At 71.7% G+C, this 22,679-nt stretch carries 21 protein-coding genes; 6 read left to right on the top strand and 15 right to left on the bottom strand.

Translation table 11 applies throughout. The annotated features are described in order from the left end of the window. Nucleotides 1-481 precede the first annotated feature (481 nt). On the top strand, nt 482-841 hold the full coding sequence (locus tag F4559_RS08845; protein ID WP_184667431.1) for an STAS domain-containing protein: 360 nt from the start codon (nt 482-484) through the stop codon (nt 839-841). A 151-nt stretch (nt 842-992) separates the two neighbouring features. Here F4559_RS08845 and F4559_RS08840 read toward each other — a convergent pair whose 3' ends face one another. After that, complete coding sequence (locus tag F4559_RS08840; protein WP_184667429.1) at nt 993-3,602, bottom strand: CHAT domain-containing protein; 2,610 nt, start codon at nt 3,600-3,602, stop codon at nt 993-995. A 72-nt stretch (nt 3,603-3,674) separates the two neighbouring features. Between F4559_RS08840 and F4559_RS08835 the strand changes: the two genes are divergently transcribed. The 4 genes from F4559_RS08835 to F4559_RS08820 all read left to right on the top strand — a co-directional run bounded on the left by F4559_RS08835 (nt 3,675) and on the right by F4559_RS08820 (nt 8,066). Then, nucleotides 3,675-4,877 (top strand): S8 family peptidase, encoded by a 1,203-nt coding sequence (locus F4559_RS08835; protein ID WP_184667427.1) that lies wholly within the window; start codon nt 3,675-3,677, stop codon nt 4,875-4,877. Between the two features lie 93 nt (nt 4,878-4,970). Then, the gene (locus F4559_RS08830) at nt 4,971-5,576 is read left to right on the top strand and encodes an RNA polymerase sigma factor (RefSeq protein ID WP_184667425.1); all 606 of its coding nucleotides are present in this window, start codon (nt 4,971-4,973) and stop codon (nt 5,574-5,576) included. Then, nucleotides 5,554-6,006, top strand: a complete 453-nt coding sequence (locus tag F4559_RS08825; RefSeq protein WP_184667423.1) for a hypothetical protein — start codon at nt 5,554-5,556, stop codon at nt 6,004-6,006. The genes F4559_RS08830 and F4559_RS08825 overlap by 23 nt, the downstream gene beginning before the upstream one ends. Nucleotides 6,007-6,236: 230 nt before the next feature. Continuing rightward, on the top strand, nt 6,237-8,066 hold the full coding sequence (locus F4559_RS08820) for a diguanylate cyclase domain-containing protein (protein WP_312865532.1): 1,830 nt from the start codon (nt 6,237-6,239) through the stop codon (nt 8,064-8,066). Nucleotides 8,067-8,166: 100 nt separating this feature from the next. On the opposite strand, the gene F4559_RS08815 is transcribed toward F4559_RS08820, so the two are convergent. The 4 genes from F4559_RS08815 to F4559_RS08800 all read right to left on the bottom strand — a co-directional run bounded on the left by F4559_RS08815 (nt 8,167) and on the right by F4559_RS08800 (nt 13,596). Further along, the gene (locus tag F4559_RS08815) at nt 8,167-8,745 is read right to left on the bottom strand and encodes a GTP-binding protein (RefSeq protein ID WP_184667415.1); all 579 of its coding nucleotides are present in this window, start codon (nt 8,743-8,745) and stop codon (nt 8,167-8,169) included. A 32-nt stretch (nt 8,746-8,777) separates the two neighbouring features. Beyond that, complete coding sequence (locus F4559_RS08810) at nt 8,778-9,203, bottom strand: roadblock/LC7 domain-containing protein (protein WP_184667414.1); 426 nt, start codon at nt 9,201-9,203, stop codon at nt 8,778-8,780. Beyond that, nucleotides 9,200-12,307, bottom strand: coding sequence for a nitrate- and nitrite sensing domain-containing protein (locus F4559_RS08805; RefSeq protein ID WP_184667413.1), 3,108 nt, complete (start codon nt 12,305-12,307; stop codon nt 9,200-9,202). Before F4559_RS08805 ends, F4559_RS08810 begins: the two co-directional genes overlap by 4 nt. 260 nt (nt 12,308-12,567) lie before the next feature. After that, a complete protein-coding gene (locus F4559_RS08800) occupies nt 12,568-13,596 on the bottom strand; it encodes an ABC transporter substrate-binding protein (protein WP_184667412.1) in 1,029 nt (342 codons plus the stop codon). A gap of 120 nt (nt 13,597-13,716) precedes the next feature. On the opposite strand from F4559_RS08800, the gene F4559_RS08795 reads away from it, so the two are divergent. Further along, nucleotides 13,717-14,985 carry a 4-hydroxybenzoate 3-monooxygenase gene (locus F4559_RS08795; RefSeq protein ID WP_246445113.1) on the top strand — a complete coding sequence of 423 codons (1,269 nt, stop codon included), beginning with the start codon at nt 13,717-13,719 and terminating at the stop codon, nt 14,983-14,985. A 67-nt stretch (nt 14,986-15,052) separates the two neighbouring features. Here F4559_RS08795 and F4559_RS08790 read toward each other — a convergent pair whose 3' ends face one another. The 10 genes from F4559_RS08790 to xerD all read right to left on the bottom strand — a co-directional run bounded on the left by F4559_RS08790 (nt 15,053) and on the right by xerD (nt 22,666). Continuing rightward, the gene (locus F4559_RS08790) at nt 15,053-15,934 is read right to left on the bottom strand and encodes an ABC transporter ATP-binding protein (protein ID WP_184667411.1); all 882 of its coding nucleotides are present in this window, start codon (nt 15,932-15,934) and stop codon (nt 15,053-15,055) included. A 2-nt stretch (nt 15,935-15,936) separates the two neighbouring features. Continuing rightward, on the bottom strand, nt 15,937-16,734 hold the full coding sequence (locus F4559_RS08785) for an ABC transporter permease (RefSeq protein ID WP_184667409.1): 798 nt from the start codon (nt 16,732-16,734) through the stop codon (nt 15,937-15,939). After that, nucleotides 16,731-17,498, bottom strand: a complete 768-nt coding sequence (locus F4559_RS08780) for an ABC transporter permease (RefSeq protein ID WP_184667407.1) — start codon at nt 17,496-17,498, stop codon at nt 16,731-16,733. Before F4559_RS08780 ends, F4559_RS08785 begins: the two co-directional genes overlap by 4 nt. A 358-nt stretch (nt 17,499-17,856) precedes the next feature. Continuing rightward, complete coding sequence (locus F4559_RS08775; protein ID WP_184667404.1) at nt 17,857-18,597, bottom strand: pseudouridine synthase; 741 nt, start codon at nt 18,595-18,597, stop codon at nt 17,857-17,859. Next, a complete protein-coding gene (gene scpB / locus F4559_RS08770; protein ID WP_184667402.1) occupies nt 18,590-19,177 on the bottom strand; it encodes an SMC-Scp complex subunit ScpB in 588 nt (195 codons plus the stop codon). The genes F4559_RS08775 and scpB overlap by 8 nt, the downstream gene beginning before the upstream one ends. Further along, nucleotides 19,174-19,986, bottom strand: a complete 813-nt coding sequence (locus tag F4559_RS08765) for a segregation and condensation protein A (RefSeq protein ID WP_184667400.1) — start codon at nt 19,984-19,986, stop codon at nt 19,174-19,176. The genes scpB and F4559_RS08765 overlap by 4 nt, the downstream gene beginning before the upstream one ends. Beyond that, on the bottom strand, nt 19,983-20,282 hold the full coding sequence (locus F4559_RS08760; RefSeq protein ID WP_184667397.1) for a hypothetical protein: 300 nt from the start codon (nt 20,280-20,282) through the stop codon (nt 19,983-19,985). The genes F4559_RS08765 and F4559_RS08760 overlap by 4 nt, the downstream gene beginning before the upstream one ends. Next, nucleotides 20,279-21,253, bottom strand: a complete 975-nt coding sequence (locus F4559_RS08755; protein ID WP_221447176.1) for a ParA family protein — start codon at nt 21,251-21,253, stop codon at nt 20,279-20,281. Before F4559_RS08755 ends, F4559_RS08760 begins: the two co-directional genes overlap by 4 nt. A gap of 110 nt (nt 21,254-21,363) precedes the next feature. Then, on the bottom strand, nt 21,364-21,696 hold the full coding sequence (locus F4559_RS08750; protein ID WP_184667395.1) for an ArsR/SmtB family transcription factor: 333 nt from the start codon (nt 21,694-21,696) through the stop codon (nt 21,364-21,366). Between the two features lie 61 nt (nt 21,697-21,757). Then, complete coding sequence (xerD, locus tag F4559_RS08745) at nt 21,758-22,666, bottom strand: site-specific tyrosine recombinase XerD (RefSeq protein ID WP_184667392.1); 909 nt, start codon at nt 22,664-22,666, stop codon at nt 21,758-21,760. Between the last annotated feature and the right edge of the window lie 13 nt (nt 22,667-22,679).

Below are 22,679 nucleotides of genomic sequence, written 5' to 3'. Positions count from 1 at the left end.
CCGGCTCGCCGCCGACGGACCGGCGCGCGGAAGCGTGACGGGGTACGCCGTCGAGTTCGGCGCAGGACCCGCGGCCGACCCGGAACACGCCGCGTCCGGGACCGCCGGCGCGGCCGTGTTCGCACGGTCCCGACGGGCGGCCCGGACACCGGACCCGACACCCGGTCACGCTTCTCCCGGTCACGCTCCGCGTGCCACCGCTCGTGGTGACGGTGCCGGCACGAGCGGGAACCGCCCTCCGACGTCGGCCCGGCCCTCGCCCGACCCCGCCACGGCGATCCCGGCGGAGGCGCCCCGCACGAAACTTCCGAAACTCGTGGTTGGATTCGCCGCCGATCGGGTACTGAGGCCTCAGGACGATGCCCCGGGGCACGGCGGGGCGGTCGCCCCGCCCACGTCGGGACACCGACCGTCGAGGACCGGGAGCTACCGTTTGTGGACACGCCGCCCTTCCGGCGGCGTCGAGTGAGAGGAGACCGGGGTGCCCGAACCAGCGGCGACGCTCGCTTCCGTGCGGGTCGAACGACCCGCGGAGGACGTCGTGGTGTTGCACGTGTCCGGCGAACTGGACACGACGAGCGCCGACGAGCTGGCCAAACCCCTGCGCACCGAGGTCGTGGCGGGGTTGCGCATCGCGGTGGTCGACCTGGGCGGCGTCCGCTTCCTCGGCTCGGCGGGCCTGGAGGCGCTCGTGGCGGGCTCGAAGCGGGCCAAGGACCTGGGCGTGCGGCTGGTGCTGGCCGCGTCCAACCGCGCCGTCGTGCGCCCGATCCAGGCGACCGGGCTCGACGCGGTCTTCGAGATCGTCCCGACGGTCGAGGACGCCCTCTCCCGACCCTGAGCCCCAGGCCGCCGGCGGCGGACGGACCTGGTGTCGCGCGGCGCATCTCCCCCACACGGAGGTGCGCCGCGCGACCGTCCGGACACCACCCGATCGGGGCAGTGCCCCTCCTGTCTACCACCCGGAGGACGCAACGGGTGTGTCGAACCGGTCACGCTCCGAAGCAGAGGAAGCCGACGCTCGCCGCATAGGCCGAATCGCCCTCGTCCAGGTGCGCCACCCGGGCCAGTGCCAGCGCCTCGGCGGGCGGCAGGCCCGCGCCGAGGCCGCGGTGGAAGTCGACCATCAGCGGCGTCGTGGTCCCGGCCGGCACCGGGACGACCGGCGCGACCAGCGTCCGCGTGCCCAGGCCGAGCAACGCGGCGGTGAAGCCCATCAGTTCGTCGCCCGGCCGCACGGCGGACATGCCCGAGTCGCACGCCGACAGCACGACCCGCGCGGGCGGCGTGCGCAGCCGTTCCAGGTCGTAGACGGTCAGCGGGCCGTCGGCCAGTTCCAGCGCCGAGAACAGCGGGTTGTCCGCACGGAACGACCCGTGCGCGGCCACGTGCGCCAACGCCGCGCCGTCCATGGCCGCCGCCACCGCGTCCACGGTCGCGTCCGCGCCGACCAGCGCCGTGGCCGGGCCGGCCGAGGGCGTGATCGCCGCGATCTCCGCCGGTGCCGCCGCCAGGCGCGGTCCGGCCGCCAGCACCGCGCTCCCCCGGGCCGGTCGCGCGGCCGTCGCCCGCAGCCACACCGCCGCCGACGGCGCCACGGTCAGCGACCGCGCGCTCAACCCCGGCAGCGCGGCCCACGGCAAACCGGCCAGCACGCCCGTCGGCGCGAGCACGAGCGGACGCGTGCCGACCCGGCGCAGCAGCGGCGCCAGCAGCCGGGCCTCCAGCAGACCGGCCGCGTGCCCGGCACCCGCGCGCACCGCCGACCGGTCCACGCGTTCGGGCAGCGTCACGAGCCGGTGCAACGCGAACCGCAGCAGCCTGACCTCGCGCACGGCCACGTCCACCGGGCCGAGCCGGTGCAGGCTCGCCCGACCGCCCGCGACGACGACGGCCAGCAACGCGCCCTCGTGGTCGACGTACTCCACGAGCGCCGCGTCGCCCAGCGCCGCCACCAGGTCCCGCACGGCGGGCGGGCGCAGCACCGCGCCGCCGCCACTGGCCTGCCGGGTCAGTTCGCGCACCCGCTGCTCGCCACGCACCTGCCGCTGCCGCAACGCGGTCGTCGGCCGGCCGGACAGCAGCGCCGCCTCCAGGTCCGCGGTCGTGGCGCGCAGTTCGGCGAGCGCGTCGGCGAGCCCGGTGTCCTCGGGCGGACGCGCGGGCGTCATCCGCAGCGCGCCGGCCCGCCACCGCTCGACCCACGCCAGGACGCGGTCCGCGCGCCCGCTGGCGACCGCGCCGCGCAACCCCTCCAGCGCCAACGCCTTGCCCTGCGCGCCGCTGACCGCGCGCAACTCCCCCGCGCCCAGCGACACCCGGTACTCGTCGAGCAGGCCCAGGCCCCGGCGCAACGCGCTCTGCGCGCCCCGCCGGTTGCCGGCCAGGTCGCGCCGCACGGCCTCGGCGTACCAGCCGAGCACGCGCGCCGCCGCCGGGCCGCCGCGCCGGGCCGCGCCCGCGACGGCCAGTTCCGCCGCCGCCCGCCCGCGGTCGCCCAGGTCGCGGGCGACGAGCGCGGCGTCCACGCGGGCCTCCAGCCCGGCGGTGCGCCAGCCCAGCGCGTCGAGCCGGTCGGCCACGCGCGTCAACGCGGTCGCGAGCCGGCGCGACCGCTTCCCGTCGAGGTAGGCGGCCCGCAACTCGACGTGGTGGGCGCCCGCCTCCCAGACCGCGCGCCCCTGCCGCCGGAACCCGGCGCGCGCGGACGCGGCCATGGTCGCGGCGACGTCGAGATCCCCTTCCAGCACGGCGATCCGGGCCCGGTAGTAGAGCGCCTCGGACCGCGCGAGGACGAGGTCGTCGGTCAGTTCGGCGAGCGCCCGGTCGGCCGCCGCGCGCGCCTCCTCGACCAGCGGCACGGACACGAGCACCTCCAACCGGTTGATCAGCAGACCGGGTCGGGGCACGTCCAGGCGCCGGTACTCGCGCTCGGCCTGCGCGAACATGGTCAGCGCGCGCGGCACGTCGCCCGCGCGCGACGCGGAGATGCCCGCGTTCCAGCGCACGTCGGCGACCGCGAGTTCCTGGTCGAGGTCCCGGTAGAGCACCGCCGCGCGGTCGAAGTCCTCGTCCGCCGCGCGCAGACCGCCGGTGTAGGCGCGCAGCAGGCCCCGGTTGTTCAACGCGCGCGCCTCGACGAGCCGTTCGCCGGAGCGGCGCACCAGGTCGATCGCGGCGTTGTACTCGCGCAACGCCTCGTCGTAGCGGCACAGGTAGTGCAGGACCAGACCGCGCTGCATGCGCCCGCTGCCCGCGTCCGTGCCGCGCAGGTCCGGCAACGCGGCGTTGATCGCGCGCAACGCCGCCGCGTGCCGTCCGGTCGTGGACAGCACGAACGCCAGGCTCATCCGCGCCAGCGCCGCCGACCGCGCGGAGCCGGCGCGCACCGCGATCCGCACGGACCGGCGCAGGTGCCGCAACGCGCCGTCCAGGTCGTGCAGTTCGCGCAGCGACAGGCCGATCGCGCGCTCGGCCGCGGACGCCTCGCGGGCGTCGCCCGCCGCCCGTGCCGACCGCAGTGCGGCACGGCCGATCTCGATCGCCGCGCGCGGATCACGTTGTCGGGCTTCCAGTGCCGCCGCGGCGGAAAGGGCGACCACGATGCCAGCTTATTACCACGTCACCTGTGGTAGCTTGACCGCCACCCGTCGACGAGGCGTTGCGAGGCCGTCGTGTCCGAACCTCCGAATCGCGCAGATCTTTACCAGCGAGCCTTCCTCCAGGCGCTGAAAGAGCACGGGGACTTCCGCGTCCATCCCGAGCGCGGACGCGAGTTCGTCTACGTGGCCCGCGAGTTGCTCACGATTCCCGAGGACGTCGAGCGGGTCGGCCGCAAACTGAGCCAGAACGGCATCGGCAACGAGCGGGGCAAGGATTTCGCCGGAATGAGCCGGTTGATCCTGCCGCGCAATTCCGACGACATACCCGCAATAGTGCGGTTGCTGCGGGAACCGCGGCAGTGGCCGAACGAACGCGTGCCCTATGTCCAGCCGCACCACGTGACCGTCGGCCACGGCGGCAACATGCACGGCAACCCCGGCCTGCCGCCCAAGGTCGCGCCGCCGCTGCCCGACCCGGACAAGGCCACGACGGGCGTGGGCCGGGGGGTGGTCGTCGGCGTGGTCGACACCGGCATCGCCCGGACCGCCGGCGCCGACCACCCGCTGTGGCTGGCCGGGGCGTTCACGCCCAAGGCCGACGAGGTCGACGCCGCCTACGCGCACGGCGACGTGTTCGCCGTCGAGGGCGGGCACGGCACGTTCGTCGCCGGTGTCGTGCGGCAGGCCGCGCCCGGCGTGCGGTTCGACCCGGAACGCGCACTGGACCCCAGCGGCCTGGGCACCGAGGAGGACTTCGTCAAGGCGCTGTCGTCGTTCGACGAGTCCGTGCACGTCGTGAACATCTCGCTGGGCTGCTTCACCCAGGACGACGTGTGCCCGGAACCGGTCCGCCGGGCCGTGGCCGCGCTGCCCAAGAACGTCGTGGTCGTCGCCTCGGCGGGCAACGCGGGCACCACGCGACCCAGCTGGCCCGCCGCGCTGCCCGGCGTCACGGCCGTGGCCGCCGTGGCGAAGGAACGCGACGGCTCGCTGATCCCCGCGTGCTACAGCAACCACGGGCACTGGGTGGACGCGTGCGCGGTCGGCAACCGCACGTCGACCTACCTCAAGGGCCGGTGGGAGCTGCCCGGCGACCCGACGCCGGAGGTCTACGACCGGTTCGCCTACTGGCTCGGCACCTCCTTCGCGGCACCGCACGTGTCCGGGCGGATCGCCGCAGTGATGACGGCCGAGGGCTTGTCCGCGGTCGACGCGCGGAACAAGCTGCTGGGTGGGACGCCGTTCTTCCCCGGCTACGGGGTGTTGGTCGGGTAGACGTATCTGCCGGACGGGTCGACGCTCCGCAGTGTGTGACAGCGAAGACCCCCCGGTGCGACTCCCGGCATCCCCTGGACAAGAGGAGGGGACGTGACCCCTGCTTCCCCGATCGCCGTGCTCGTCGGCGCGGCGGCGCAGGGCGACCAGTGCGCGTGGAACGAGATCGTCGACCGCTACACGCCGTTGGTGCTGTCGGTGATCTACAGGCACCGGCTGCGCCCGGCCGACGCGGCCGACGTGAACCAGACGCTCTGGCTGCGCCTGGTCGAGCAGATCGGCCGGTTGCGCGATCCGGAGGCGCTGCCCGGGTGGATCGCCACGACCACGCGCAACGAGTGCCTGCGGATGCTGCGGCTCCAGCAGCGGACCCGGCCGTTCGACCCGCTGGCGGACGACGAACCGGCGGGCGACGAGGAGGACCTGGCCGAGGACCTGCTCGCCGCCGAGCGGCGCCAGGCCCTGCGGGACGGGTTCGCGGAACTCAGCGACCAGTGCCGGGAGTTGCTGGCCAGGCTGATGGCCGACCCGCCGCCGTCGTACGCCGCCGTCAGCGAGGACCTGGACATCCCGGTGGGCAGCATCGGGCCGACGCGCATCCGGTGCCTGAACAAGCTGCGCCGGACGCCGCCGCTGATGCGGTTCCTCGACCAGGTCGACGAAGGAGGTGTGCTGGGTGGACCGGTGGGAAAGCGATGAGGTGCTGTTGCGCGAGCTGACCGAGGCGCTGGCCGAGGCCGCCGCCGTCCCGCCCGCGTTCGCCCGTGCCGCACGCGCGGCGTACACGTGGCGCACGGTGGACGTCGAGCTGATGTTGCTCACCAGCTACGACTCGGTGCTCGACGCGGGTCTGGCCGACCGGGCGCGGGCCGCGCTCACCGCGCGGCAGCTCGTGTTCGACGCCGAGGGCATCTCCGTGCAGGTCGAGGTGACCGAGGCGGGAATAGCGGGCCAGGTGTTGCCCGCGCGGTCCGGCCGGGTCGAATTGCTGACCGCGACGGGACCGGTGGAGGCGGCGGAACTCGACGCGCTCGGGTTTTTCCTGCTCGGCCCGCCGCCGTCGGGTCCGGTGCGGTTGCGCTGCGAGGTGGACGGCTCGACGGTGGTGACCGATTGGGTGTGCGTCTAGCCCCGTCGCGATTTCCCCGCGACGGGGCGAATTCGCGGTCTGGGCCGTTGGGTGGCGGGTGGCGCACAGTAGGATGGAGCAAGGGACACGGCGCCGATCGCCGACCTTGACGTGAAGGATCGAACTCCGCGACAGTGGCGCACCCGATCTTTCCCCCACCGCACGAGACACCACCGATGACCGAACCGTCGAGAAGCATTCGTACCGCCGCGCCGCATGCCGGTATCGGTGTGAGATGGGCACGCGCGTTGACCGCGACGACGCGGGAGCCGCTGGCCCGGGGCAAGCTGCGCGGCCACCTGGACCGACACGTCGACCGGCTCGTCGAACTGCTCGCCGCACCCGCCTTCGACCCGGCGCCCGCGACCGAGGTCGGCGAGTGGCTCGCCGCGGCCCGGTTCGCCGACCCCGGCCCGTCGCTGGCGCTGCTGGGCACGCTGCTGCCCGGACCGGTCGACCGGGTGGCCGCGCTGCTCGGCGCCGTGGCGTCCGGGCACGCGGCGGCCCACCGACGCGAGGCGGCGGTGGAGGCCGAACGGCTGCGCCGGGTCGCCGACGACGCGGACGCGGTGTTCCGCAAGGTGTTCTCGTCGGCGACGGCGGGCATCGCGCTGTTCGACATCGCGGGCACGCTGGTCGAGTCGAACCGCGCGCTGGCCGCGATGCTCGGACCGGATCTGTTCCCACCGGCGGATCTGGACGCGTTGCGTGCCGAGTGGACCCGGATGCTGCTGGCCGACCGGGACGACTCCCACCTGGAGCTGGCACTGTCCGCACCGGACGGCGATCCACTGTGGACGAACGTGGCGCTGTCGGTGGTGCGCGGCGGCGACGGTGGGATCCGCTACCGGATGGCCGTCGTGGACGACGTGACCGAGCAGCGGGTGCTCCAGGACTACCTGCGCCACCAGGCGTTGCACGACGTGTTGACCGGGCTGCCCAACCGGCAGGCGTTCCTGCCCCGGTTGGAGGAGGTGCTCGGCCGGCCGGGCTCGATCACGTTGTGCTACCTGGACGTGGAGAGCGTGGCGATCGTCAACGACGGGCTCGGGTACGAGTCGGGCGACGAGCTGCTCAAGGTCGTGGCCCAGCGGCTGCGGGCCGCGGTCGCCGCCGAGCGGGCGACGGTGGCGCGGATCGGCGGCGACGAGTTCGTGGTGCTGATCGAGGATTCGCCGGCGACGCCGGGGATCTCGACGTTGGCGACGGCGTTCGAACGTGCCCTGTCGGAACCGGTGCGGTTGGCCGGGCACGGCGTCGGCGTGTCGGCGGGCATGGGGTTCGTGCGGACGTCGGCGCGGAACTCGGACGCGATGGCGTTGCTGCGCCAGGCGCACACGACCCTGCGGCGCGCGGCCGAGACCGGCGGCAAGGGCCAGTGGGGCATCTACGACGCGGGCGAGGACGAACGCGACCGGTCCCGGCTGTCGTTGATCGCGACCATGCCCGGCGCGCTGGGCAACGGCGAGATCGCCATCGACTACGCGCCGGTCGCGCACGAGGGTCGGCGGATCGCGTTGACGGCCCGGTTGCGGTGGCACGACCCGGAGTTCGGGCCGGTGTCGCACGAGCAGTGCCTGCGGTTCGCGGACGAACTGGGGTTGGGGCGGCAGCTCGCGGACTGGGTGCTGGACGAGGCGTGCTCGTTCGCGCTGGGCGAGGACGTGCCGGTGCTGGTGCGGCTGTCGCCCGAGCAGTCCCGTGATCCGGACCTGACCGCGCCGGTGGCCGAGGCACTGCGCGCGTCGGGCCTGGCCCCGGACCGGTTGTGGCTGAGCCTGGACGCCCGCTGCCTGGGGCTGTCGGACGGCCTGGCGGCGGTCGAGGACAACCTGACCACGTTGACCGACATGGGCGTGCGGTGCCTGCTGCACTCGTTCGACTGCGGTCTGGCCCAGCTCTCGATCGTCGCGCGCCACCACCTGCACGGCGTGGAACTCTCGCCGGAGATCCCGCGGTCCGACCTGTGCTCGTCCGCCGCCGCCGCGGTCCTCCCCTTGATCACCGCCACCGGCACCCTGGTCCTCCACCCCCGCGAGTTATACGTTCAGACACCGTGAGTCGTGCGTTCGGACACCGCGAAATGTGCACTCGGGCACCACGAACACACACCCGGGCCGGGCCCTCCCGACAAGGAGGACCCGGCCCGGATGTCGGTGCTCAGGTCAGGGCTGGCTGCCGCAACGCGTGCTCCACCAACGTGATCAAGGTCTGCTTGGTCGACTGCCGGTTGCGCGCGTCGCACGGCACGATCGGGATCGAGGCGTCGATCGTCAACGCCTCCCTGATGTCCTCGATGCGGTGGTGCAGCAGGCCGTCGAAGCAGTTGACCCCGATCACGTAAGGCAGCTCGCGGTCCTCGAAGAAGTCGATCGAGGCGAACGCGTCGGACAGCCGCCGGGTGTCCACGAGGACCACGGCGCCGATCGCACCACGCACCAGGTCGTCCCACATGAACCAGAACCGGTGCTGACCGGGGGTGCCGAACAGGTACAGGATCAGGTCCTGGTCCAGCGACACGCGGCCGAAGTCCATGGCCACCGTGGTCGTCATCTTGTTCGGCGTGTTCGACAAGTCGTCCACGCCGACGCTCGCCTCGGTCATCACGGCCTCGGTCGTCAGCGGCACGATCTCCGACACCGATCCCACGAAGGTGGTCTTGCCGACGCCGAACCCGCCGGCAACCACGATCTTGGTCGACGTGACGGACAGGCTCCGCCCCGGCGCGCCACCGCTCATATGACTTCTGCTTTCCCTAGTAGGTCACGGCTTCAGCCGCGCATCGCCACGTGCAACTGCGAGCGGATCTCCGGGGTGAGCTGGACGCCGACGCGCTCGACCAGCCGGGTCATCGCGTACCCGATCAGGCCGATGTCGCAGTTCGGCGCCGCCAGCACGGCCAGGCACGACCCGTCGCTGATGGACATCAGGAACAGGTAGCCGCGTTCCATCTCCACGACCGTCTGCCGCACGTCGCCTGCCTCGAAGCAGCGCGCCGCGCCGAGGTTCAGACTCACCAGTCCGGACGCCACGGCGGCCAACTGCTCCGCGCGGTCGAGGGGCAGGCGGGTGGACGAGGCCAGCAACAACCCGTCCGCCGAGACCACGATCGCGTGCGCGACACCCGCGACCCTGCTCACGAAGTCGTCGACCAGCCAACTGAAGTTGTCGAGACCTTCGACTGCTGGGGTGGTCACTTCTGCTCCTTGTCTGCGTCACTCTGGGACGGCAGCCCCTCCCAGGGCAGACCGTCGGAGTCGGCGGACTCGCGTCCGAGTTGGATTCCGCGCTGGTAGGTGGCGAACCGCTGCCGCAACCGGTCGGCGGACCGCCCGGGGATCGGCTGTTCGGCGGTCGCCACGCCCGCGGACTGTCGCTGTGCGCCCGTCGCCGAACGGGGCGAGGGCCCGGTGAGCGAGCCCGGCACCAGGCGTGCCTTGGGCACGCGCTTGGGCAGGCCGGCCGTGGTCGTGTCGTCCACAGTGGACCCCAGCAGGGCGGTCGCGGCCGACCACCCGTCGTCGGAGGCACCCCAGCCGCCGGGCACGGTCGCGGCTCCCGAACTCGGGATGGCCGACGGGCCGGGCTCGCGCTTGGGCAGGCCGCCGGAGGTGCGCCGCGACGGTTCCGGTTCGGTGTCGGGTCCGACGAGGTCGACCCGGTCGGCGAACAGGGTGCGTTCGGCCGGGCTCTCCGGCGGCACCGACGAGGCGTCCGCGTCGGACACCGGGTCGGGCTCCGCGTCGTAGGACTCGTCGGACCCGGCGTCGTACGACTCGGCCGACAGGTCGCCGTGCACCGGCGCCTCGGACGCCTCGCTGCCCTGGAACCAGCGGGACAGCACGTCCTCGTAGATCGGCAGGCGCTGCGTCGACGCCTCGTCCTCGACCGGCGGCACGGGACGCGGCGCCGGTTCGGGCTCGGGCTCCGGTTCGGCCGCCGCGGGCACGGGCCGCTGCGGCAGCGGCGGATAGGTGTAATCGGGCACGCCCGCCGCCGACGGCGCGGGCGAGTCGGTCACGGTCGCGGTGAACAGGTCCGTGGTCGGCGTCTGCTCGACCCGGAACGGTTCGAAGTCCGCCGCCGGCTCCTGCCGGTGCGTCTCGACGACGCTGGGCACGGGCTCGGCGTCGAACATCGACGGTGCCCCGTCGGGCGTCCACTTGGGCACGCCCGCGAGCACACCGACCCCGCTGTCGGCGACGTCGGGCTCCTCGCGGGCCGGGACCGGTGGCGTGGGGCGACCGGTCGGCGGCTGCTCGGGGCCGCGGTGGAGCAACGACACCGGCAGGACGACCTGCGCGGTGACACCACCCTCTATGTCGTCGTTGTTGCTCAGCGTCACGCGGATCTCGTGGCGCTTGGCCAACTGGCCGACCACGTACAGACCCATCTCGCGGGCGACCGACACGTCGACCTCGGGCGGGTCGGCGAGCTTGGAGTTCGCCTCGGCGACGTCCTGCTCCTGCATGCCGACGCCGCGGTCGTGGATGCGGATCGACACCTCGCCGCGCCGGGTCTCTATCGCCCGCACCGTCACCTTGGTGGTGGGCTTGGAGAACGCGGTCGCGTTGTCGAGCAACTCGGCGATGAGGTGCGCGAGGTCGTTGACCACGCGGCCCTGGACCTTCAGCTCGGGTGCGGGCGCGATCTGCACACGGGCGTACTTCTCGACCTCGGACACGGCCGCACCGAGCACCTCGTTGATCGGCACCGGCCGGGTGACCCGGCGGGCGACCGTGGTGCCGGACAGGACCAGCAGGTTCTCGCTGTTGCGGCGCATCTGCGTCGCGAGGTGGTCGAGTTCGAACAGCGACGCGAGCTGGTCGGGGTCCTGCTCGTCCTGCTCCAGCCGGTCGATCACGGCGATCTGCCGCTCCACGAGCGCCTGGCTGCGTCGCGACAGGTTGATGAACATGTCGTTGACGTTGGCGCGCAACGCCACCTGCTCGACCGCGAGTCGCACGGCCTCGCGCTGGACCGCGTCGAACGCGCGGGCCACCTGGCCGACCTCCTCGGTCGTGGTGATCGGCACCGGGACGAGCGCCTCCTCCGCGGCCAGGTCGGGGTCGCGGTGGGTGCGGATGCGCTTGATCGCCTCCGGCAGCCGGTTGCGGGCCACGTCCATGGCGCTGCGGCGCAGCACGCGCAGCGGCTTGACCATGGACCGGGCGACGAACGCCATCAGGGCGAACGCGATGATCAGGGCGAACGCGACCAGGGCCGCGTCACGCCACGCCCCCGTCCGCGCGGCGTCGACGAGGTCGGCGGCGGCCCGGTCGGCCTGCTTCTCGATGTCCTGCGAGACCGTGCGGATCAGCGCCGCGGTCTCCTCGCCGACCTTGAGCACGTCGGTGTCGCCGATGGACACCCGGCCGGACTCGGCGGACTGCACCAACGACAACGTGACGAGTCGGTTCCGCGCGTCCACCGACGTCCCGGACACGACGTCGGAGTACAGCTGGCGGTTTTCCCGGCTCGCCACGTTGGTGAACTCCGCGAGGGCCGCGTCCAGTCTGGACTGGGACGCCCGCAGCGCCACTTCCTGGTTGGGGCCGAACCCCCCGCGTCTGGCGGTGGACAGCAGGATCGCGTTCTGCTGGAAGAGCTGCTCTTTGGCGCTATAAAGCGCGAGGTTGGCGCCGGACAGCGGCGTGATGTCCGGGTGGCTCAGGCTGCTCGCGGTCGCCCGGTGCACCTGGGCGAGCGAGGCGATGATCTGGCCGTACGCGCTGGCCACGGACACGTCCGGGTACAGCGTCGTGGTCGTGGTGTTGCGCAGGGCGGGCAGCGCGTCCAGCGACTGGAGCGACTTCTGGAACGCCTCGCGCACGGGTTCGTCGATGCCCGCGACGGTCGTGGCCACGTCGCGGTACTTGGCCACCTCGGTGTCCACCCGGCTCGCGCGGGCGGACAGCTCGGCGTTGATGCCGCTGTCGCGGCGGCTCGCGACGAAGTGCACGGCCGCGTCGCGTTCGAGTTGGAGCGTGTCGACCACCGCGGCGGCCTGCGCGGACAGGCGCAGTTCGCGTTGGACCTCGCCGTACAGCTCGACGTCGTCGAGCTGGGTGTTCAGGCGCAGACCCGCGAGGGTCAACGTGCTCAATGCGGGTACCAGCAGGACCACGGCGAGCTTGCTCCGCAGTCGCCAGTTGCGCAGGCGCCACCGGGCCACTCCCCGGTCGGCGGGCGCTGTCGTGCCAGTGGCGGGTCCCGAGTCGGGTGTCCCGCGCTCGGCACCCGTGTCGAGTTCGATCCGCTCCGGTTCGTCCCCGGAGGCGTGGTCATCGTGACCGCGCACCGTCAGCACACTCCCCAGCCCCCCAGCCAGTAAACGACAGGTCCTTACAAACCCGGTGGATCTTGGAGTAAAACTCGCGTCCGTCATACCGCCGTTCGGACGCCGAACGCGATAGTTTTCAAATCAACCGTTGTGCCGGCGGTCGTACCGACCCCGGCAAAACGATCGACATCCCCGGGTCCATGATTTTTTCGGGCCGCTCGACCCGTTCGATAAACGGACGGCGGGAGCACCGGCGAGTGCCCCCGCCGTCCGCCGGTTCAGCCTCCGGAACCGGGCAGCAGCATGGGCTTCACGTCGAAGTCCTTGTCGAGCAGACCATAGGTTCGCATCAGGTTCGCGACACGTTGCAACCGGGTCGGATCGAGAGTGACCGGGAACTCGCCGAAGTGCACCAGGCTCGCGGTTTCCTTGTCGACCTTCACGTACTCGACCAGCAGCGGTTCGACCGTCAGGCGGTCGGCGGCGTCGCGCTGACCCTTGGCCATCGCGCGCTGGAACGCGGCGATGGTGTTCGGGTTCTCCTTGGCGAACTTGCCGGTGGTGCCGTAGCCCGCGACCGGGATCGAGTCGGTCGGACCGGACGCCGCGTCGAGCACGGTGACCGCGCCGATCGAGCGCTGCGCCTTGCTGATGAACGGTTCGACCATGAACGCCGCGTCGACCGAACCGTTCTGCACGGCGGCCTCCATGTCGCCGAACGGCAACTCCTTGAAGTTGACCTTCGAGGGGTCGACGTCGTTGGCCTCGAGGGTGGCCTTCGCGGTCAACTCGGCGATGTTCTTGAACGTGTTGATCGCGATCGTCTTGCCGACCAGGTCCTTCGGCGCCTTGATCGGCGAGTCGGCCTTGGCGACGATCAGGAACATGTCCGGCTTGGCCTGGTAGCCGTCGTTGATCAGCTTCAGGCCGTCGACGTCCCGGGCCGCGCCCTTGGACTCGGCCGCGAAGAACGACACCCAGTTGCCGAAGGTGATGTCGAGTTCACCCTTGAGCAACGACGGGATCGCGAAGGCGCCGCCCTGCACCTTCACGGGCTCGATCTCCAGCCCCTCCTCCTGGAAGTAGCCCTTCTTGATGGCGACGTGCACCGACGCGACGTCGACCACCGGGATCAGACCGAGCTTGATCTTGGTCTTCTCGAGCTTGCCCGGCGTGGGGGCGCCGGAGGCGGCGGGGGTTTCATCGGAACCGCCGAGCAGACCACAGCCGGAGACCGCGACCAGCATCGTGAGCGCGGACAGCGCGCCGACGATCGTTCGGGCCGTACGGCCGACTCTTGGAGTCATGGGGGGCATCTCCTGTTGGAGTGGCGACATTGCGGGGGCAGGATGCACGGTCTACAAGAGTTACTCCAAGGCCACTCACGGTTATGTGGATGGTTCGGCAAGTACCCAGTAGACCGACACTTGAAGGTTGATCCACTACCTTCGGTGAGCATCTTTGCACAGGCTGTCCAGAGGCAGGGGTATGCGGTGAGCGATCTTCACACCGAATCGGCCGTCCAGACCAATCAGCGCCCGGTGGGCATCGTGGGCGCGGGACCGGCGGGCTTGACACTCGCCAACCTGCTCCACCAGGCCGATATCCCTTGTGTGGTGCTGGAAAAGGGCACGCGGGAGTACATCGAAACCCGCCCGCGCGCCGGCGTGATCGAACACCGGGCCGTCCGCATGCTGGACGACCACGGCCTCGCCGACCGACTCCTCGCCGAAGCCGACCGACACGGAGCGTGCGAATTCCGGGTGAACGGCGAGGCACACGAAGTGGACTACTCGTCCCTTTACGGCGGGCAGACCCACTACGTCTATCCGCAGCAGGAGGTCGTCAAGGACCTCGTCCGGCACTTCCTCGACGCGGGCGGCGACCTGCGCTTCGCCGTCCGGGACGTCCGCCCCCACGGCATCGACACCACCGAACCGGCCCTGACCTGGGTCGACGCCGACGGCCACGAGCAGCGGCTCGACTGCTCGTTCATCGCAGGCGCCGACGGCTTCCACGGCGTCACGCGGCAGAGCATCCCCGCGGGCGCCCTCCAGGAGTACTCCCACCAGCACGGCATCGAGTGGCTGTCGATCCTCGCCGAGGCACCGCCGTCGACCCACAAGGTGATTTACGCGCTGCACCCGGACGGATTCGCCGGGCACATGCTCCGCAGTTCGACGGTTTCGCGCTACTACCTCCAGGTGCCGGTCGACGACTCGGTCGACAACTGGCCCGACGAGCGCGTGTGGTCCGAACTGCACAAACGCCTCGCGCTGCGGGACTCGGACTGGCGGCTCACGCAGGGCCGCATCACCGAGAAGCGCATCCTGGACATGCGCAGTCACGTGGTCGAACCGATGAACCACGGCCGCCTCTACCTGCTCGGCGACGCCGCCCACATCATCACGCCGGTCGGCGCCAAGGGAATGAACCTCGCATTGCACGACGCGGAAGTCCTCGCCGCCGCCCTGATCGGGTATCACCGATCGGGGGATGACCGCGGACTGCGGGAGTACTCGGACGTCTGCCTGCGTCGTGTATGGCGTGCGCAGGAGTTCTCGCAATGGATGGTATTCATGATCCACCGCTCGCCGGAGCCGTTCCTGAGCCGTTTGGGCGAGGCCCGATTGCAACACCTCATCGGCTCCCGGTCCTCCGCCGGTTATTTCGCCCAGAACTACGTCGGACCCTGAACGCGCCGGAGGGCTTCGTCCGTCGCCCGGAAGCGGCGGACAAAGCCCTCCGTGAATCAAAGCCACGTCACCGGGTGGATTGCCGGGGAACGTCGATGCGACCGGTTTCGGCGCGTTCCGCCTCGGCCCACCGCGCCGCCTGGCGTTCATCCGCGTGCCGTTGGGCACGCAATTCCTTCGACGACCGGCCGACATTGAGCAGCCGGGCCACCTCGCCGCGCAACGCCACGAACGATTCCGATTCGCGCGTGGTGATCTGATCGCGTTGCGCGGGCAGGTCGACGCGCAGATCCGCGACCACCGCGGCGGGCGACGACGACAACACCAGAATGCGGTCCCCCAGGTACACGCTTTCGTCGATGTCGTGCGTCACGACCAGCACCGTGGTGTCGTACTCGGTGCGCACCCGCAACAGCAGGTCCTCCAACTCGAACCGGGTCTGCGCGTCCACCGACGCGAACGGCTCGTCCATCAGCAACAGTGCCGGGCGGTACGCCAACGCCCGCGCGATCGCCACGCGCTGCTGCATGCCGCCGGAGAGCTGCCACGGGTACTTGCGCGCCGCGCCGGTCAGCCCGACCCACTCCAGCGCCTCGGCCACCCGCGCCTTGCGCGCCCGCCGCCGCAGCGAGTGCCGCAACGGGAACTCCACGTTCTTCTGCACCGACAACCACGGGAACAGCGAACGGCTGTAGTCCTGGAACACCACGGCCAGGTCGTCGGGCACGCCGCGCACGGCGTCGCCGTGCAGCGTGACGTCGCCGCTCGTCGGGCTGATCAGACCGGAGATCGTCCGCAGCAGCGTGGACTTGCCGCAGCCGGACGGCCCGACCACGCAGACCAGCTCTCCGGTGCCGACGGTGAACGACAGGTCGGCGATCGCGGTGTGCGCGCCGTCCTTCGCCTGGTAGGTGTGGCCGAGACCGGCCACTTCGAGCATCGCGGTCATTGTCACTTCTCCACCGTCGCGGGGGTGCGCTCCCGCTTCGGCTGCCAGGACAGCGCCCGGCGTTCGAAGGCGAGGAGCACGGTGTTGAGGGCGTAGCCGAGGACTCCCAGCAGGACGATCCCGGCCCACATGTCGGGGTAGTCGAACTCCCGTTGCGCCACCAGGAGTTGCGACCCGATCCCGTTGTCGGTGCCGACCAGTTCCGACACGACCATCAGCACCAGGGACAGCGAGAGGCTGACCCGCAGCCCGGCGAAGATCTTGGGCGCCGCCGCGGGGAGCACGACGCCGGTGATCCATTGGAACCGGGGGATGCGGAACACGGCCGAGGTGTCGGACTTGGTCTCGTCGACGGAACGCGCGCCGTCGACGCTGTTGAGCAGGATCGGCCACAGCACGCCGAAGACGATCGTGGCCAGCTGCATCTGCGTGCCGATGTTGAACACCAGCAGGAAGACCGGGACCAGCGCGGGCGGCGGGATCGACCGCAGGAACGTCAGCACCGGACCCACGAACTGCAGGGCCGTCGGCGAACGACCCAGCAGGACGCCCAGCGAAACGCCGACGACACCGGCGATCGCCCACCCGCCGAGCAGGCGGGCCAGGCTCGGTCCCACGTGCTCGAAGACCGCGTCGGTCAGGAACAGGTGCCCGGCCGGTCCGGACAGCCAGAGCAGGTGCGCGGACTCGACGATCACGCTCGGCCGCGGGAAGAACGGGTCGTCGGCGATCCACGTCGCCAGCTCCCACGCCGCGACCAGGCCGACGAACACCAGCCAGCGCTGGAGGAACCGGTTCACGACCGCCTCCCGGCCGCCGGACTCCACGCGACCCACCGACGCTGGGCCCGTTCGAGCCCGTCGTTGAGCAGGTAGCCGAGCACACCGGCCACCACGGTCCCGGCCAGCACCAGGTCCATCCGACCCGGTCCGCTGCGGGCGTCCATGATGAACAGTCCGATCCCGCGCTCGCCGCCGGCGAGCAGTTCCACGCTCACCAGCACGACGAGCGAGGTGGTCGCGGCCAGCCTGATCCCGGTCAGCACGAACGGGAGCGCGCTGGGCAGCGCGACCGAGAACAGCACCCGCAGCCGTCCCGCACCGAACACCTTGGCCGTGTCGACGAGCAGCGAGTCGAGTTCGTCCAGCGCGTACATGGTGTTGAACAGGATCGGCCAGACCGACGCGTACACCGCCAGCGTGATCTTGGTTTCCGGGCCGATGCCCAGGATGACGATCGCCAGCGGGATCAACGCGACCGACGGGATCGGCCGCAGGAACTCGATCACCGCGTGGGTGGCGTGCCGGACGGCGGGGACGCTGCCCAGCACCAGTCCGGCCGGGACGGCGATCGCGATCGACACCCCGACGGCGATGAGCAGTGCGAGGACGGTGGCGACGACGTCACGCAGGAACGCCTTGTCGCCCAGGAGCCTGATCAGCTCGCCGCCCACCACCGAGGGTGGGGGCAGGTAGTCGACGGGCACCGCCCCGGACCGGCCGAACGCTTCCCACACGAGCAGGAACCCGACCACGCCGAGCAGTCCCCGGGTGAGCGCACGCACGCGCAACGCCTACTTCCGGTTGATCACAGCGGACGAACCCGGCCCAATCTAGAGAGTGGGACCCGCCCTTCACAATGAGTGCTCGGGAAATTACTGCCGCGAATCCTTCACGGCCCGTCCTGCAAGTTGCTTTCGACCGACACTGAAGCGATCGCGACCACCGGATCAAAACCGGATGGAATATGCCTGGTCACGATGACCAGGACGTGAATTTTCCGAGAGCGTCTCAGCTCGCCCCGAACCCGGACGTCAGGATCGGTGCGAACGCGGGGGCGTCCCACCCCGTGGGAAACACCGCGGGGGTGGGCACCGTCGTCGCCGACGCCGCCCACCCCCGCGCGGGGTCTCCCCGGAACGACTACAGACCGACCGCCTTGTACAGCGAGCCGACCTCCTGGCGGTTGAGCACGCGCATCGACCCCGGCCGCTGCTGACCCAGCAGGACCTCGCCGACGGCCGTGCGCACCAGGCTCTGCACCGGCAGGCCGACGTGGTCGAGCAACCGGCGGACGATGTGCTTGCGGCCCTCGTGGACGACCACCTTGACCAGCGCGCGGCCCGGCATCGACGACACGACCTTGAACGAGTCGACCGACGCCGGCCCGTCCTCCAGCTCGACGCCCGCGCGCAACTCCTTGCCGATGCCCTTGGGCACCGGACCCGGCACCTCGGCCAGGTAGGTCTTGGACACCCCGAACGACGGGTGCATCAACCGGTGCGCGAGATCGCCGTCGTTGGTCAGCAGCAGCAGGCCCTCGGTGTCCGCGTCGAGGCGGCCGACGTGGAACAGCCGTTCCTTGCGGTGCTTGAGGTAGTCGCCGACGCACGGCCGGTGCGTCTCGTCGTGCATCGTGGACAGCACGCCGCGCGGCTTGTTCAGCACCAACGTGATCACGTCGTCCTTGAGCACGACCCGCACGCCGTCGACGTGCACGACCGCCGTCTCCGGGTCGATCCGCCGGCCCTGCTCGCGCACGACCTCGCCGTCGACCTGCACCCGGCCCAGTTCGATCAGCTCCTCGGCGACCCGCCGGGAGGCGATGCCCGCCTTGGCGAGCACCTTCTGGAGCCGGATGCCCTCGGGCTCTTGGTCAGACATCGTCGATCGCATCCACTTCGGGCAGCAGGGGAGCGATCGGGGGCAGGTCGTCCAACGACGCCAGGCCCAACCGCTCCAGGAACAGTTCGGTCGTCCGGTAAAGGATGCCACCCGTGTCGGAGTCGGTGCCCGTCTCCGCGATGAGCCCGCGCGCGACCAGCGTGCGGATCACGCCGTCGACGTTCACCCCGCGCACCGCCGCGACCCGGGCCCGCGTGACGGGCTGCCGGTAGGCGATCACCGCGAGGGTCTCCAACGCGGCCCGCGTGAGCTTGGCACGCTGCCCGTCGAGCAGCAGCTTCTCCACGAATGGCGCGAAGCGGTCCCTGGTGTGGAACCGCCAGCCGTCCCCGATTCTACGCAGGTCGATACCGCTGCCCCGCGCGGTGTAGTCGGCGGACAGCCGGCGCAACGTGGCCGTGACCCGGCGCACCGGCTGCTCGAAGACGCTCGCGAGCTGCTCCTCGGACACCGGCGAGTCCACGACCAGCAGCACCGACTCCACCGCGCCGGCGAACTCCTCGTCGTCGGCGAGGTCGGGCAGCCCCGACTCGTCGTCGACCGCGGTCGGCTCGCTCACCCGTACTCCTCGTCCTCGTCACGGGCCGCCGCCCGCGCCTCCTCGACGGTCCCGCCGACCCACGTCACGGTCAGCTCGCCCAGCGGATCGGGCTGCTCGAACGCCAACACCCGCTCCCGGTACAGCTCCAGCAGGGCCAGGAACCCGGCCACGATCTCCATCGTCTCCGTGCGGTCGGCCACGAGTTCGGCGAACGTCACCGTGCCCCGGGCCGCGATCACCTCGCGCAGCCGGTCGGCGTGCTCGCGCACCGACACCCGGTGCTGGTGCACGTGCGAGAGCGACACGGTCGGCGGCGGCTTGGGCCGGAACACCGCCGCCGCCAGCAGCGCGAACTTCGCCGCGTCGACGCCGAGCATCACCTCGGGCAGCAGCCCCTCGTACCGCTCCTCCAACGCCACCGAACGCGGGTAGCGCCGGTACGCGCCCTGCTCCAACTCCCCGAACAGCAGCGCGACCTGCTTGTACGCCCGGTACTGGAGCAGCCGCGCGAACAGCAGGTCGCGCGCCTCCAGCAGGGCCAGGTCGTCCTCGTCCTCGACGTCGCCCTGCGGCAGCAGCCGGGCCGCCTTCAGGTCCAGCAGGGTCGCGGCGATCACCAGGAACTCGGTGGTCTCGTCCAGGTCCCAGTCGTCGCCCAGGTTGCGGATGTGCGCGATGAAGTCGTCGGTGACCTGGTGCAACGCCACCTCGGTGACGTCCAGCGTGTGCTGCGAGATCAGCTGGAGCAGCAGGTCGAACGGGCCCTCGAAGTTGGTCAGCCGGACCTTGAACCTGCCGTCGTGCTCCGGGGCCTGGGGCGCGCTCACCGGTCCCGCAGTCTGCGGACGAGCGGCGAGTCCCCGCCGTGCGCGTCGAGGTCGTCGAGCGCGAGCGCGATCGCCGCGCGCACCACCCGGCCCCGGTCGACCGCGAGTCCGTGCTCGCCGCGCAACGCCAACCGCGCGTGCTCCAGCGCCAGGAGTTCCTCGTCGGACACGTACACGGTGATCTTCGTGGCGTGCCGTTCCCGCCCGGTGACGACACGGTCGGGCGCGGGGTCGGCGGCGGGACCGGTGGAGCGGAACAGCTCTGACGCGCCCGGCAAGGTGGGGCGTCGGGTCACCGGGCGATCACCTCGCGGGCCAGCGCCCGGTACGCCTTGGCCCCGGCCGAGCGCGGCGCCCACCGGGTGATCGGCTCGCCCGCGACCGTCGTCTCCGGGAAGCGGACCGTGCGGTTGATCACCGTGTCGAACACGACGTCGCCGAACGCCTCGACCACCCGGGCCATCACCTCGCGCGAGTGCAGCGTGCGCGGGTCGTACATGGTGGCGAGGATGCCGGTGATCTCCAGCTTCGGGTTCAACCGCTCCCTGACCTTCTCGATGGTGTCCATCAGCAGGGCGACCCCGCGCAGGCTGAAGAACTCGCACTCCAGCGGGATGAGCACGCCGTCGGCCGCGGCCAGCGCGTTCACCGTGAGCAGGCCGAGCGAGGGCTGGCAGTCGACCAGCACGTAGTCGTAGTAGTCGATCACCGGGCGCAGCGTGCGCACCAGCGTGTGCTCGCGCCCGACCTCGGACACGAGCTGGATCTCGGCGGCGGACAGGTCGATGTTGCTGGGCAGCAGGTCCATGCCCTCGACCGGCGTGTCCAGGATGACGTCGCGGATGCCGACGTCCCGCTCCATGATCACGTTGTAGATGGTCTGGTCGAGCTGGTGCGGGTGCACGCCCAGGCCGACGGACAGCGCGCCCTGCGGGTCGAAGTCGACCAGCAGCACGCGGCGGCCGTACTCGGCCAGCGCCGCGCCCAGGTTGATCGTCGACGTGGTCTTGCCGACGCCGCCCTTCTGGTTGCAGACGGCCAGGATCGTGGCCGGGCCGTGGTGGGCGATCAGCGGCGGGTCGGGCGTGTAGCGCAACGGCCGACCGGTCGGACCCATGTCGCCGGCCACCTGCTCGACGGCGTCCTCGTCCACCGGCGCGGCGTGCGGGGCGAGACTCAGCTCGACGGACGCGCGCGGCACACCGGTCGGAGGCGGTGGCGGCGGGGGGCTGCCCCACACACCGCCGGCGTGCTCCGGTGTCGACATCGTTTCCCGATTCCTAGTCCGCTACCCAGGCGCAGCCTAAGCACACCCGGGACGGCCGGCAACGCGCCTCGCCGTGGACCACCCGACCCGCCGGCGGTGATCGGGTGCCGTCAGCCGGCGGCCACCGGCGTGCGGGCCGTCCGGTCGGCCGCCCGCAGCACCACGTCGAGCAGTCCCGGGAACACCTCGTCCAGGTCGTCGCGGCGCAGCGACACCCACCGCTGGTTCCCGCACGCCCTGGTCCGGGTGAGCCCGGCCTCGCGCAGCACGCGCAGGTGCTGGGACAGCGTGGACTTGGCCACGTCGACCACCAGCGTGCCGCAGCAGCGCTCGCCGTCGGCCTCGATCTGGCGGATCACGGCGAGCCGGGTCGGGTCGCTCAACGCGTGCAGCACCGCGCTCAGCTCGATCTCCGCGGGCTCGGGCTCGTCCAGGCTCGGCACGGCGGCGTCACCTCCGGGCTCGTCGTTCGCTCGTCGTGGGCGTGCGGCGGATGCGCACACGTTACCCGTGACCGCCCGCGGTTCCACCCCTCGCGCGGGGATGGGCCGTGGCGTACACCTCGCGCAGGGTGTTGACCGTGACGAGCGTGTAGACCTGCGTCGTGGTCACGGACGCGTGGCCGAGCAACTCCTGCACCACGCGCACGTCCGCGCCGCCCTCCAGCAGGTGGGTGGCGAACGAGTGGCGCAACGTGTGCGGCGAGACCTCGCGCGTGATGCCCGCGCGTTCGGCCGCGGTCTTGAGCACGTGCCACGCGGTCTGCCGGGACAACCGACCGCCGCGCGCGTTGAGGAACAGGGCCGGGCCGCCGCGCTTGGCCAGCACGGGACGTGCCCGTACGAGGTAGGCGTCCAGCGCCGCGAGCGCGGGCCGGCCGACCGGCACGAGCCGCTGCCGCCCGCCCTTGCCGTCGAGCAGCACGGTCCGCTCCCCCGCGTCCACGTCGTCCACGTCGAGCCCGACGGCCTCGGAGATCCGGGCACCGCTGGAGTAGAGCAACTCCAGCAACGCCCGGTCGCGCAACGCCGCCGGTGTGTCGCCCGGCGTGTCCAGCAACCGCAGCACGTCGTCCACGGGCAACGCCTTGGGCAGCCGCTTCGGCGGGGTGGGCGGGTGCACGGCGTGCGCCGGGTCGTGCGCGGTACGGCCTTCCCGGTGCGCGAAACGGTGCAGACCGCGCACGGCGACGACCGTGCGCGCGGCCGACGACGCGGCCAGTCCGCCCTCCCGCAGCGCGGCGAGGAACCCGGTCACGGTCGACTCCGCGACGTCGTCGAGCGACGTGATCCCCAGGCCCGCCAGGTGCTCGGCGTACCGGCGCAGGTCACGCCGGTAGGAGTCGAGCGTGTTGCGCGCCGTGCCGCGCTCGACGGCGAGGTGGTCGAGGAAGGCGGTGATCACGTCCTGCACGCCGGCATTGTGC

This window comes from Saccharothrix violaceirubra (genome assembly GCF_014203755.1).
Lineage (GTDB): Bacteria > Actinomycetota > Actinomycetes > Mycobacteriales > Pseudonocardiaceae > Actinosynnema > Actinosynnema violaceirubrum.
This window is presented reverse-complemented; position numbering and strand designations above follow the sequence as displayed.